9 protein-coding genes are annotated in these 13,618 nt (G+C 39.8%); 2 read left to right on the forward strand and 7 right to left on the reverse strand.

What is annotated here, in order from left to right:
• The 7 genes from HR060_RS17125 to glnA all read right to left on the reverse strand — a co-directional run.
• A partial coding sequence (locus HR060_RS17125; protein WP_174201508.1) for a hypothetical protein occupies positions 1 to 4,457 on the reverse strand: 4,457 nt, incomplete at its 3' end.
• Positions 4,458 to 4,708: 251 nt separating this feature from the next.
• Positions 4,709 to 5,185, reverse strand: a complete 477-nt coding sequence (trmL, locus tag HR060_RS17130) for a tRNA (uridine(34)/cytosine(34)/5-carboxymethylaminomethyluridine(34)-2'-O)-methyltransferase TrmL (protein ID WP_174201509.1) — start codon at positions 5,183 to 5,185, stop codon at positions 4,709 to 4,711.
• Complete coding sequence (locus HR060_RS17135) at positions 5,179 to 6,156, reverse strand: alpha/beta fold hydrolase (RefSeq protein WP_174201510.1); 978 nt, start codon at positions 6,154 to 6,156, stop codon at positions 5,179 to 5,181. Before HR060_RS17135 ends, trmL begins: the two co-directional genes overlap by 7 nt.
• Before the next feature lie 76 nt (positions 6,157 to 6,232).
• Complete coding sequence (gene glnG / locus HR060_RS17140) at positions 6,233 to 7,642, reverse strand: nitrogen regulation protein NR(I) (protein ID WP_174201511.1); 1,410 nt, start codon at positions 7,640 to 7,642, stop codon at positions 6,233 to 6,235.
• A complete protein-coding gene (glnL, locus tag HR060_RS17145) occupies positions 7,642 to 8,715 on the reverse strand; it encodes a nitrogen regulation protein NR(II) (protein WP_174201512.1) in 1,074 nt (357 codons plus the stop codon). The genes glnG and glnL overlap by 1 nt, the downstream gene beginning before the upstream one ends.
• 85 nt (positions 8,716 to 8,800) lie before the next feature.
• Complete coding sequence (locus tag HR060_RS17150; protein ID WP_174201513.1) at positions 8,801 to 9,328, reverse strand: DUF4124 domain-containing protein; 528 nt, start codon at positions 9,326 to 9,328, stop codon at positions 8,801 to 8,803.
• A gap of 114 nt (positions 9,329 to 9,442) precedes the next feature.
• Positions 9,443 to 10,852: a glutamate--ammonia ligase gene (gene glnA, locus HR060_RS17155; RefSeq protein WP_174201514.1), complete on the reverse strand. Its 1,410-nt coding sequence runs from the start codon at positions 10,850 to 10,852 to the stop codon at positions 9,443 to 9,445.
• 446 nt (positions 10,853 to 11,298) lie between these two features.
• Between glnA and typA the strand changes: the two genes are divergently transcribed.
• On the forward strand, positions 11,299 to 13,122 hold the full coding sequence (gene typA / locus HR060_RS17160) for a translational GTPase TypA (RefSeq protein ID WP_174201515.1): 1,824 nt from the start codon (positions 11,299 to 11,301) through the stop codon (positions 13,120 to 13,122).
• A 205-nt stretch (positions 13,123 to 13,327) separates the two neighbouring features.
• Positions 13,328 to 13,552 carry a hypothetical protein gene (locus HR060_RS17165; RefSeq protein ID WP_174201516.1) on the forward strand — a complete coding sequence of 75 codons (225 nt, stop codon included), beginning with the start codon at positions 13,328 to 13,330 and terminating at the stop codon, positions 13,550 to 13,552.
• Positions 13,553 to 13,618 lie beyond the last annotated feature (66 nt).

The following is a 13,618-nucleotide window of genomic DNA, read 5'->3' on the forward strand; positions in this document are numbered from 1 at the left end:
GCTGTTTCTGTTTCCGGGTCGGTAGCTGGCGGTAATGGACCAAATATAGGAGGTAACGGCCTTGGTCTTGGCGCAGGAGGTGTTACCACTTCAGTCTCCGTTTCAGTACTCGTCTGAGTTTCCGTCACCGTCACCGTCTCACTATCCGTACTTGTCTGAGTAGCGGTTTGTGTATCAGTTGATGTTTCGGTGGTTGTTGGTGCTTGCCAACATTCAACAGGTATTTCTTCGTACTTTAACGTCTTATCTCTTTCACTCTGTGCGATACAGTCGAGAGCTGTGTGCTTGAAGTTAAAGGAATCGACAAGCCTTAAGTTCACGAGTGGGCTAATATCAACGAGTTTGTCTGATACGACTGTAACTACTTGTAGTTCTGTTAAATTAGCTAGTGCACTGACATCTGTAAGGTTTTTACTTTGAATGAGGATAGAAACCAGGCCTACTTGTCTCTTAAGTACACTGATATCAAGCTCTTGCTCAGTTTCTAAGTATAGGTTTTCCAATGAGAAATCATTGAGGGCACTAATATCATCTAAATTAGGGGTAATGAGTGTTAAATTATGCAGCAGATTGAAATGACTAAGTGCATCTAAACTAGTCAGTTTAGGGCTACTTAGGTAAAGATCATGAAATAACACTCGTAGATTTGAGATGGCGTCTATATCATCTAGCTGCTCTGAAATAACCCCAAAATCAATTAGAGAGGTTAGTTGCTCCAATCCATCTAAGCTCTGAATATGGTCATCACCTTTACCAGAACAGTACAACGAAAATAACTCATTTACGTATTGTGCCTGCTGATTATTCGCTACTCTGTTGACGCAATTTGCTAGGTGTTGATCTTTAAATGTCAAAGATGAAATCAGTACTTGGCTATCAGTATCTGTTTGCGTATCAGTATTTGTCTGAGTATCAGTGTTTGTCTGAGTTTCAGTATTTGTCTGAGTTTCAGTATTTGTCTGAGTGTCAGTACTTGTCTGAGTGTCGGTAACCTGATTTGAAAAGCACTCACCTGGTATGTTGTATACACCATTAAATGATTTTTTACCGTCTATACATGTATTTCCCGAGTCTTCAAATACAGTGATATTTACTTCTTGTGATGGCTTTATTTGTTTAAAGTAATTGAAGTCGAAAGGAGCTTTAAGCTTAAAGCCCAGTGAAAGTAAATTTGCTGAGTTAATTGCTTGAATCAAATTATCATAGTTGTAATCAGCATACTGGCTATGCTCGATGTTAAGTTGTTCAATTTTTTCTATAAAATCAAAGTTATTAACTTTGCTATTAACAAAATAGATGCTTTCAATACCATCAAATTCATCTGTGATAGTAACTGAAGCATCAAAGTTTTTTAGATATAAATGATTATGACTACTGGTTATATCTTGAAATGCCTCAATAATGGGACTTATCGTTAGGGTACTGAAGTTATAATAGCCTAATGGGTAGATATATTTGAATTTTTGTTCGGCTTTAATTTCTTTCGCAAAGGCTTCATCAACACTGTTACCGTCGATAGAAAAGTCTGTCAATTCCGGCATGTGTTTTAAAATATTATGAAAATCTCCCTTACTGTAGCCTGTTATACTTAATTGGCGCACAGGCATATTTTTAAGGGTTGAAAAGTCATTAATTGAGTTGTTCGTTATATCTAAAATATCAATCGGTAATGATACGAGGTTAGATATATCATGGATGTGGTTATTTGAAACATACAAGTCCTTAAGGTGTGAAAGCGGTTCGATACCTTCCAAAGTGGTGATGGACTTATCTTCACATCTTAAGTCTAAAATACGCAGTGCATAGGTTTTACCTGTTTTTTCAACACACGATGCTAAATTTTGGTCACTAAAATTAATGTCTTTGACTAATAGAGGTGTTGACTGACCGTCAAAAGGGTCGCTTTTAAGCACTATCTCATTAACGTTGTTAATTCCGTCGTTGTCTGAATCGAGGGTCGGGTCTATCCAGCATGCTTCAGGTATTGTTTCTTTCGTATAATACAAGCCGTTCCAGGTATATTCGTTCCACTCTTTCAACATGCATTCTAGTTTTGGTGTATGTAGATAGGTATTTTTTAAAAGAGGCAGGATTTTAAGTGGAGTAATATCATCTAAATTAGCCGATATTAGACTTATCTCTTCAAGTGCAAAAAGCTTTTCAGTACCAACAATCGAGGTAAATTCGCCTTCACACGATAAGGTTTCTAATTCAGCGATATTCACTTTGCCAGTATCTAATACACATTGCTTGTACTCGTTATCTTCAAAGTGAATATTTGATATTAACTGGATTGGGTCGCTACTATCATTGAGGTCAGTGCCAGCAATAATTTCTGCTTTATCAGTTAAGCCATCATTATCACTATCAATTAAAGGATCTATGGTGCAGGCTTGTGGCAGTTCGCTAATTTCATTGACTGATATTTCGGTAAACTGAGTACATTCTTCTACTAATTTAAAGTTTTCCAGTTTAGTAAGATGGCTTAGTTCCGAATAGCTAACTGATGCCGTATTTTTTAACTCTAATCCAATCCATTTAACATTTTTAAATGCACTCAATGCATCTATTCTCGTTGCATCATAACCTAAGCAAAAAACTTGAGTGAATTGTTCTGCATAATCAAATTTGTATTGACTCGCTCTGTAGTCAATACAGGATTTTAACTCGTTATCACCATAAAAATTAATGTCTGTTATTGCAGTTGGGTAATCAGCTGCATCAAACGGATCGGTCAATCCCGCGTATTCTTCTTTATCGGTAACACCGTCGTTGTCGCTATCTAATGTGGTGGATACAATGCACGCTATAGGAAGGCTATCCGATGTAACAAAGGTGCTTTTAAAGTTAACGCACCTGTTATCGTCAATTCTTATATTTAAATTAGTAGCGATTAGCGGTGAGAAATCATAGATTTTAGGTTCGATTAAAGTTAAACCTGTGAGGCTGGGAATTTTTAATAAGATATCTTGAGTTAAACCATTTAAATCATCAAGCTGAGTATTGAAGAGACTGAGTGAGCGTAACAAAGAGAGTGAGGTAATTGGCGTTAAATCACTTAACTTCGTTGTACTGTTAAAAGTTAAAATTTCTAAATTTTTAAAGTCTTCAATACCTGATATGGATTCTATATCCTGTTCTAAGCAGGTTAGTTGGTAGTATTCTTCGGCATAGATAAATTGTGTTTTTTTGTTGTAGTCATTATTAACACACCGTTCAAAATGAGAATCGGTTAAGTTGAGTGATGTTATTGGTGTCGGTGTATCGTTAATATCATAAGGGGCGCGATTCAATCTCATTTCAAGTTTGTCTGAATAGCCATCCTGATCAGAATCAAGAGTTGGGTCGACGATACACTCTTGTGATAAATCTCCTAAAGACGATAGATAATTTGGGTAGGAAATATATTCATTAGGCTTATGACAGTTACTGTCCATAACCAAGTTTAGTTCGTTTGGCAGACCGACGAACGGATAAAAATCATCAGTGTTATTATCTGTTAGATTAACTTCTTTAACGTTAGGTAGTGCTTTAAGAGCGACTGTTAAACTACCATAATCCATTACATTATTTTTTGAAATGTCTAATTCAGACAGTGCTTCAATACCAGAAAGAGCAGAGAAATTATTAATATTGTTACCACTTAAATCAAGTATTGATAGATAGGTTAACTCCGATAAACCTGTAATATCAGATATTTGAGTCGTATACCGATTACTACATTTTAATTCTGTTACTTCAGCAGGGTAAAATTCATTATACGGGGCTAAACACGAGGCTAATACTGGATCGGGAAATGACACTGCTCCGATAGTTTTTGGTGTTTCATTTTCGTCATTTGGATTTGTTTTCGCAATCAGCTCATCTTTGTCACTGATACCATCGTTATCTGAGTCAAGTGTTTTGTCTATTGTGCAAGCAAGAGGGAGAGCGTCAAAACTTAAATATTTTTCCCATACAAAATAATTACATCTATCTTTTATCCTGATATTGAATAGCTGAGGAAGGTCTTTTAGGCTTGAATAGTCATAGAAGGGGTTGTCATTTAAGTTCAGATATAAAAGTTGAGGGTGATCTTTTACAAGTGATACTAATTCTTCCAGATCAGTTAGGTTATTTTCAGTAAGATCAAGTTCATAAATATTTGTGAGCTTAGCAAGCGCATTTAATGAGCCATCTTCTAAACTGGCGTAAAGAATTCTTAATTTTCCTATATTTATGAATTGCTCTAAGCCATCTAATGTCGAAATGGGGCTTGTTCTTAAGCACTGTAAATCTTTGAGTTCTTCAACAGCAGTATAACCTTGTCTATCTAGGCGCCATTTTACACAAATTCTTAAATTCTCATCCACAATCCCTGCTAAGGCATCATCGAGCTCGTTTGCATGTGTATGGGTAGAAAAAGTGAGGGCGAAAAGGCTTATCACCAAGGCATAGCTGGCGCTTAGGTACTTCATAGATAAATCCGTTTAATTATTGTTGTTTTAGCTTTTTTGTTAAGTGTACAAACTGTACTCAATGGACGCAACATTTTGTTACGGTTGTAGCTTATTTGTAATTAAAAAAGCTTGATATATAACAAATTGAGATGTTTGAGGTGGGTAATTGCTGATTTATCAGTGAGGAGAGGGTCGAATAGCTAGCTTTGATTGCCTGTTTAATTATATGAAAAAGCCCACATTATGTGAGCTTCAGCATAGTTTAGAGTTTATTTTGGTGGCTTAGCGTTTTGATAACCAAGTTGACGCCAGGCTTCGTAGACAAATATGGCTACTGAGTTGGATAAATTTAAGCTGCGACTCTCTGGTACCATTGGCAGTAATACGCGATTCTCTGCCGGTATCATGCCTTCTCGAATTTCAACCGGTAAACCTTTTCCTTCTGAGCCAAATAATAAGCTATCGCCTGCTTTGTATTCGATATCAGAGTGATAACGCGTACCATGAGTGGTACAGGCGTAAAGGTTCGTTTCTCCGATATCTTCAAGGCATGCGTGGATATCTTTATGGCGCTTAACTTCTGCAAATTCTGAATAGTCCATACCAGCACGGCGTAAACGTTTGTCGTCCCATTCAAAACCTAAGGGCTCAACTAGGTGTAGTTTAAAGCCAGTATTGGCACATAAACGTATGATATTGCCAGTATTTGGCGGAATTTCTGGGTTGAATAGAATGATGTTTAACACGAATGTGCCTCGAAAAAATCTAGAATTTGGGTTAATGCTTGGCTGCGGATGTTATCAGATTCCTGCAAAATTTCATGTTTCGCCCCCACAACTTCAATAAACTGAATATCTTTATCGGCTTTTTTAGCATTCTCTAACCAAGTTAGCTGAGCTTTGTTAGATACGACACTTTCCTCACTTGCTTGCAGTAGCAGTGTAGGGCTGTTCAACCTGCTAACATTTTCATTGAGCTGTTTAATTTTTTTCAGGGTTTGATTTAACCAATGAGTAGTGACGCCGCCTAAACGAATTTCATCTTGGGCAAATACGCGTTGGCAATATTGATGCCTTGGTTCACAGTGAGTGAGCTGTGAATCTGCAAATGCTGTAGGGTTGTATGGTGTTTGGCCAATAAAATACCCTGCTTCTTTTTTGGCTAGGGTATCAAACCACAACACGCTCTCACTCAATAATAGGGCTTGGCTTTGGTTTAATGGCCCTGCGTTTACTCCCAACAAAGGTGCCGTCATAGCTATTGCATTTATGTCGGGTTGATAGCGATACAAATAATCTAAAGCCACTGCACTGCCCATTGAATGGGCTAAGATAGCGACATCAGCATAGTTGGCCAAACAACGCGTTTCTTTGATAATGGCGTGTAAATCATCAGCGTAACAGTCAAACTGACTGATATAGCCTTTTTCTGTATCTTTGAGCTCTCTATCTGATAAACCTTGACCGCGATGATCAACAGTTAATACTGAATAGCCAGCTTGGTGTAAGTCGAAAATGAGCTCTTTGTTTTTTAAGAATGTTTCGCAACGTCCAGATATTAAGATGATGAGTTTTTGTCGACTGGGATGCTCGATAAGTGCGTAATGTACGTTGAGTTCAGGTGTGGGTTGATAAACCCACTGGTGTGCGTATTGATGCCAAAATGGCTCGATAGTGTTGGTAAAAAAATCAGACCAGTTGTGTTCTCTGTTGTCCATTTACTCGGCAGTTAAAAAGTTGCGGGCTAAAGTAAGCTTTAGTTTAACCTTAGCCTCTATAACTGCCAAACCTAACTTACAAATCGAGCTCTTTTAGCTTGCGAGTGATGGTATTTCGACCCCATCCTAGCGCTTTTGCAGCATCTTGTTTGTGTCCGCGCGTATGTTCAAGTGCTCTTGAAAGCATAATGCGCTCAAACTCAGGTAACAGATCGTCCAAGATGTTTTTCTTGCCCGATGCGAGTTCGGTATCAACCCATTCAACCAACAGTGATTGCCAGCTACCATTGAGGTTGCTATGCATTTCAGGTGTAGGGTTTTCAAGCAGCTCAGGTGGTAAGTCGTTAACCAGAATTTCTTTTGAGCTAGCCATGACCGTTAGCCAACGACAGGTGTTTTCTAACTGACGCACATTACCTGGCCAAGGTAGGTTGACCATATAATCTTTTGCTTCTTTCGATAGTGTCTTTTCTTCGACAGCAATTTCTTTGGCTGCTTGTTTAAGGAAATGCTGAGCTAGCACTGGAACATCTTCTCTGCGTTCTTTAAGAGAAGGAATATGGACGCGAATTACGTTTAGGCGATGAAACAAATCTTCCCTAAATTTCCCTTCTGCTACTAACTTTTCAAGGTTTTGATGGGTTGCTGCAATAATGCGGACATCAGTATTAATTGGTACACGACCGCCTACTCGATAAAATTGGCCGTCGGCTAACACGCGAAGTAATCGCGTTTGTACCTCAAGTGGCATATCCCCGATTTCATCTAAAAATAATGTACCACCGTCGGTTTGTTCAAAACGTCCTTCACGAATCGTTTGAGCACCTGTGAAGGCCCCTTTTTCATGACCAAATAGCTCTGATTCAATTAAATCATGTGGAATGGCTGCCATATTTAGCGCCACAAAGGGTTTTTCTTTTCGCGGGCTGTGCTTGTGAAGTGCATTGGCTACTAGTTCTTTACCTGTACCCGATTGACCGTTAATGAGTACACTAATACTAGAGCGAGATAAACGACCAATTGCTCTGAAGACCTCTTGCATGGCTGGCGCTTCACCTATGATCTCACCACCTGATATTTGCGGTTCGACCTTGTGCTTTTTCGATTGCACTTCATTGGCATGGCTCAATGCACGCTCAGTTAATGAAATAGCTTCATCTACATCAAACGGTTTAGGTAAATATTCAAATGCGCCACTTTGATAAGAATTAACCGCCGAGTCGAGATCTGAGTGGGCAGTCATAATGATCACTGGAATATCTGCACTAAATTCATGGACTTTTTTCATCAGCTCCATACCATCCATATCCGGCATGCGAATATCTGAAATCACTACCTGTGGTGCTTCGTATTCAAGTGCAGATAACACTTCAAGCGGGTTTGCAAAGCTTTGGCTAGTGATGTTAGCTGCTTTAAGTGATTTTTCTAATACCCAACGAATTGAGCTGTCGTCATCAATGATCCAAACTTGATTTTCTGTTGTCATTATACTGCCTGCCTCGGATGTTCAATGATGGGTAAGTAGATGGAAAATTCAGTATGCCCTGGCCAACTCTCGACCTCGATCTTACCTTCGTGTTGTTGTACTAATGTTTGCGCAATCGATAGCCCTAATCCCGAGCCATCTGCTTTATTTGTAACCATGGGGTAGAACAAAGTGTCTTTGATTTCTTCAGCGATTCCCGGGCCGTTATCAATGATTTTGGTGACGACGACAAGCTTGTGTTGTTTTCCACGGATAATCGTATGGGGTGCCACGCGGGTGACAAATTTGATTTGCCCACTATTATCCAATGCTTGCATCGCATTTCGGGCGATATTGAGAAACACTTGCTGAATTTGTTCTGGATCTACTTCAAAGTCGGGAATGCTCGGATCGTAATCTCTATCAAAATGCATGCCTTGCTCTGCTTCCATTTCAAGTAGCTGCTTTACTTGCTCAATGATTTTATGAATATTGGTTTGCTTGTGCTGAGTTAGCTTATTTGGGCCGAGCAATCTGTCTACCAAGTTTCTCAAACGGTCAGATTGTTCAATGATCACCTGAGTGCACTCTTTTAAATCTTCATCGGCCAGCATTTTTTCTAAGATTTGCGCTGCACCTCTGATACCACCCAAGGGGTTCTTGATTTCATGGGCTAAACCGCGAATCAAATCACGAGAGGCGTGTAATTGAGATTGCACAAAGCTTTCTTGGCTAATCTTTTGGTATTGATCGAGCAGCTTGATTTCAATCAACAGTTGAATCTGTTGTTGCTTCTGCTCATCAAGCTGCACTATCGGGGTGACGCTAATTTCTGCTGTACTGTGATTATCGTCAAAAGTGACTAAGTTCACTTCAGAGTCAGTAAAAGACTGTCTGTCTCGGATACATTGCTCAAAGTGCGAGAGATCTAAACTCGAGCGTTTAAAGATTTGTGGAAATTGATAGGCCGTCAGTCTTTTTGCACTGATCCTCAAAAAGTCCTCTGCAGCCGGGTTGGCAAACAAAATGTGCAGTTCAGCATCGGTAAGAATAGTTGAACTGGATAAATGATTCAGTATTTGTTCTTGGTACACAGCAGACCTATCAAGTACAGCACTAAAATAATTTGCATTATTTTAGTGCAACGCACCGAAAAGGTCAGGTTATCTAACTAAGAATTTAGCCGCCAGCTCTTGCTCGGTGCAAATAAAATGTATTTGTTTCAGTCTCTGCAATTTTCTTGCCTGAACCGTTGATAAGTGCCATTTTTATTTGGTGTTCACCGCGGTCAATGTTGCGAAGGATCTCAGTCGTTCGGCTCATTGGTTGACCGTAAGGTTTGCCATCTAGGTAGATTTGAACTTTTAGGCCTTTTTTAAGGCTGGGTTTAACCCCTGCTGTAACGTAAACAGAACCTGTATTATCACGAATGGTAGCTTGGTCGAGCGGTTGTTGTAACGAGATGGAGTAAGTTTGTTGCGCAACTTGCTGGGTTTGAGATTGCAGTACACTGGTATCTTCGCTTGGCACTACAGTTGGCTTAGTCGTTAGTTTAACTTCTTCTGCTTTCTTATCACTTTGTGGTGCATCAGAGAAAACAAGTACACCTTCAGCATTACGATAAACATAGACCTTATTTGCCACTGCCTGTGCTGAACACACAAGAGCAAGTGCTGTTAGCCACGTTTTAACAGACAAACTAAACATACTTCCCCTAACTTTACATAGAAACACTTTGTAATAATGTAACCCGCGGGGAATGAATTTTCTACAAAAAAAAAGCCCGCAATTTGCGAGCTTTTTCATCAATCTTAAAAAAGATTATACAGAGTAGTACATTTCGAACTCAACTGGGTGAGTTGTCATGTTTAATCTTTCTACTTCTTCAGACTTAAGTGCAATGTAAGCGTCGATTGTATCGTCGCTGAATACACCACCAGCTGTTAAGAATTCACGGTCAGCATCTAACGCTTCTAAAGCTTGCTCTAATGAGTTAGCAACAGTAGGGATAGCAAGTGCTTCTTCAGCAGGTAAGTCGTACAAGTCTTTATCTGCAGCTTCACCTGGATCGATTTGGTTTTTGATACCGTCGATACCAGCCATTAACATTGAAGTGAATGCTAAGTATGGGTTCGCAGTTGGATCAGGGAAACGTACTTCGATACGACGAGCTTTAGGGCTTGGTACGTGTGGAATACGGATTGAAGCAGAACGGTTCTTAGCTGAGTAAGCTAACATTACAGGTGCTTCGAAACCAGGTACTAAACGCTTGTATGAGTTAGTTGAAGCGTTAGCGAATGCGTTGATTGCACGAGCGTGCTTGATGATACCACCGATGTACCATAAAGCTTCTTGTGATAATCCGCCGTACTTGTCACCAGCGAAGATGTTAACGCCATCTTTGCTTAATGATTGGTGACAGTGCATACCAGAACCGTTGTCGCCAACTAATGGCTTAGGCATGAATGTAGCTGTCTTACCGTATGCGTGTGCAACGTTGTGAACAACATACTTGTAGATTTGGATTTCATCAGCTTTTTCAACGATGCTGTTGAATAAACAAGCGATTTCGTTTTGACCAGCAGTTGCAACTTCATGGTGATGCGCTTCAACAGTTAAGCCCATTTCTTCCATGATTAAACACATTGCAGCACGGATGTCGTTAGCTGAGTCGACTGGAGGAACTGGGAAGTAACCGCCTTTAACGCCTGGACGGTGACCTAAGTTACCACCTTCGTATGACTTGTCTGAGTTCCAAGAAGCTTCTTCAGCGTCGATTTGGTATGAAGCACCAGACATGTCAGCTTTGAATTTAACGTCGTCAAATAAGAAGAACTCTGGCTCTGGACCGAAGAATACGTCATCAGCAATACCAGTAGAGCGTAAGTACTCTAAACCACGCTTAGCGATTGAACGCGGGTCACGTGAGTAACCTTGCATGTCTGAAGGCTCTACGATGTCACAACGGATATTTACAGTTGTTTCTTCAGCGAATGGGTCGATTACCGCAGTGTTTGCGTCTGGTAATAAAACCATGTCTGATTCGTTGATGCCTTTCCAACCAGCGATTGAAGAACCATCGAACATTTTACCTTCTTCGAAGAAGTCTTCATCGATTTGGTGAGTAGGAATAGAAACGTGTTGTTCTTTACCTTTAGTATCAGTGAAACGTAAGTCTACGAATTTAGCTTCGCTTTCTTTTAATAGTTCTAATACCTTAGCTGCTGACATTATCTGTCCTCCGGTAAGTGATAATTATAAAAAATAAATTTAACAATGACTTTGTTAGCGTGGTTTGTATTAAGCCAGATCCATGCCAACTTTAAACTGCTTTGTTTTCCTGCCCTCTGGAGGGGCAGTTTGTTTAAAAGTGTGAATTTATGCACTAGCTTGGTGCTTTGTTGCACGTTATCGGTGCAATGAGCTGTGTGTAGATCAAATTCGCAATAAAAATAGCTTATTCAGTAAAAAAAGCACAGTGCATTTTTATTGCTTAAATAGGTTAAATTGAGCTTTCCTTATAAGACAAAGGCATATAGGCAACTGATTTGTTGATGAATTTTAAATTAAATCCTAAGTTTTTCGCCAATCAAACTATCTAGAACCCCCGCAAATGTGTACAATGCGCGCAATTTTTAGTCTAGGCAAATTGCCTCATCAATATTTGAGATAGACCAGTGTTAGATAAGTTAAGAAATATCGCCATCATTGCGCACGTTGACCACGGTAAAACAACTTTAGTTGACAAGTTACTAGAGCAATCAGGCACATTAGATTCACGCGGTGACAATGAAGAGCGTGTAATGGATTCAAACGACCTTGAGAAAGAGCGTGGTATTACCATTCTTGCTAAGAACACGGCGATCAAATATCAAGATTACGACATCAATATTCTAGATACTCCTGGCCACGCCGATTTCGGTGGTGAGGTTGAGCGTGTACTTTCAATGGCTGATTCAGTATTACTACTTGTTGATGCACAAGAAGGTCCTATGCCACAAACGCGTTTCGTAACGCAAAAAGCATTCGCACATGGTTTAAAGCCAATTGTTGTTATCAACAAAATTGATAAGCCAGCGGCACGTCCTGACTGGGTTATGGACCAAGTATTCGATTTATTCGACAACTTAGGTGCAACAGACGAGCAACTAGACTTTGACGTAGTTTACGCATCAGCAATCAATGGTTGGGCGTCTAATGAAGCAGAAGAGCAAGGCACAGACATGACGCCATTGTTCGATGCCATCATCAATAAAGTAGAGCCACCAGCAGCTGATCCTGAAGGTGACTTCCAAATGCAGATTTCACAGCTTGACTACTCAAGCTACGTAGGTGTAATTGGTATCGGTCGTGTTAAGCGCGGTTCAGTGAAATTGAACCAGCAAGTGACTGTAGTGGGGGCTGATGGTAATACACGTAACGCTAAAGTTGGCCAAGTATTAGGTTACTTAGGTCTTGACCGTTATGAGCGTACCGAAGCTTCTGCTGGTGACATCATTGCAATTACAGGTGCTGGTGAATTAAAGATCTCTGATACTTTATGTGATCCAAACAACGTTGAAGCGTTACCACCACTAACGGTTGATGAACCAACAGTTACAATGACTTTCCAAGTAAACACTTCTCCTTTCTGTGGTAAAGAAGGTAAGTTCGTAACTTCTCGTCAAATCCTAGAGCGTTTACAAAGCGAATTAGTTCACAACGTTGCTTTACGTGTTCAAGAAACAGATGACCCTGATAAGTTTAAAGTATCGGGCCGTGGTGAATTACACTTAGGTGTATTAATTGAAAACATGCGTCGTGAAGGTTTTGAGATTGCGGTATCTCGTCCAGAAGTAATTATTAAAGAAGATGAAAACGGCAACCTTATTGAGCCAATCGAAACGATGACGGTTGATATCGAAGAAGAGCACCAAGGTTCAGTAATGGAAGCGTTAGGTTTACGTAAAGCTGAAATGACTGACATGGTTCCAGATGGCAAAGGTCGTGTACGTATTGATTTCACAGTACCAAGCCGTGGCTTAATCGGTTTCCAAACTGACTTTATGACGATGACATCGGGTTCTGGTTTAATGTACCACTCATTTGATCACTACGGTGAGTTCAAAGGTGGCATCATTGGTCAACGTAAGAATGGTGTTTTAATTTCAAACGGCCAAGGTAAAGCGTTAACTAACGCATTATTCAACTTACAAGAGCGCGGTCGTTTATTTATCGGTCACGGTGTTGAAGTTTACGAAGGCATGGTTATCGGTATCCACAGTCGTGATAACGACTTAACGGTTAACCCACTTAAAGGTAAGCAATTAACTAACGTTCGTGCATCTGGTACTGATGATGCTCAGGTATTAACACCACCAATCGAGTACACGTTAGAACAAGCGTTAGAGTTTATCGATGATGATGAATTAGTTGAAGTAACGCCTGAAAACGTACGTATTCGTAAGAAATTCTTAACAGAAAACGAGCGTAAGCGCGCGTCACGCGAGGCAAAGGGTTAAGCCTAACTCGTTGATTTAAATTTACTAAAAAGCCAGCTAATTAGCTGGCTTTTTTATTTATGACTTTTAAATGTCATCTTATTGTCATACTTTGTTACCAACTCATCTGACCAGTTTTTTGGCTAGTTAAAGTTCCTCATCTAATTTTATTAATGAAAGTTAATTTTTTGTTAATGGAATAGTTGTTTTAGATTGGGGCTGAGTTATGTTAGAGAAAAGAGTTTGCCAATTATCAGCTAAACAGTGGCAAGATGAGTTAAACAACGCACAAAGGGTGAGTGCAAGAACTTTGATGGGTCTGGGTTACGATCTGGAATTTGTGCGCGGAGTAGACCATAATTCACTAGCAGTGTTTACATTAGGCGAAAGCATAGTGACAATCGATGCTGAAGGTGATACAAATACGACGCCTAATATATCGATACGCTAAGCTTGAGCGTATTGTTGTTTTCCAGGCCATGCACTCTTCGCAAATAACTACTTTAATTTTGGATAA

Source organism: Marinifaba aquimaris, from assembly GCF_013328345.1.
Taxonomy (GTDB): domain Bacteria; phylum Pseudomonadota; class Gammaproteobacteria; order Enterobacterales; family Alteromonadaceae; genus Marinifaba; species Marinifaba aquimaris.

Bases quoted from the DNA above. Each gene is read 5' to 3' on its own strand.
- HR060_RS17135 (WP_174201510.1), bottom strand. From the start codon at position 6,156: ATGGACAACAGAGAACACAACTGGTCTGATTTTTTTACCAACACTATC.
- glnG (WP_174201511.1), bottom strand. From the start codon at position 7,642: ATGACAACAGAAAATCAAGTTTGGATCATTGATGACGACAGCTCAATT.
- HR060_RS17150 (WP_174201513.1), bottom strand. From the start codon at position 9,328: ATGTTTAGTTTGTCTGTTAAAACGTGGCTAACAGCACTTGCTCTTGTG.
- glnA (WP_174201514.1), bottom strand. From the start codon at position 10,852: ATGTCAGCAGCTAAGGTATTAGAACTATTAAAAGAAAGCGAAGCTAAA.
- HR060_RS17165 (WP_174201516.1), top strand. From the start codon at position 13,328: ATGTTAGAGAAAAGAGTTTGCCAATTATCAGCTAAACAGTGGCAAGAT.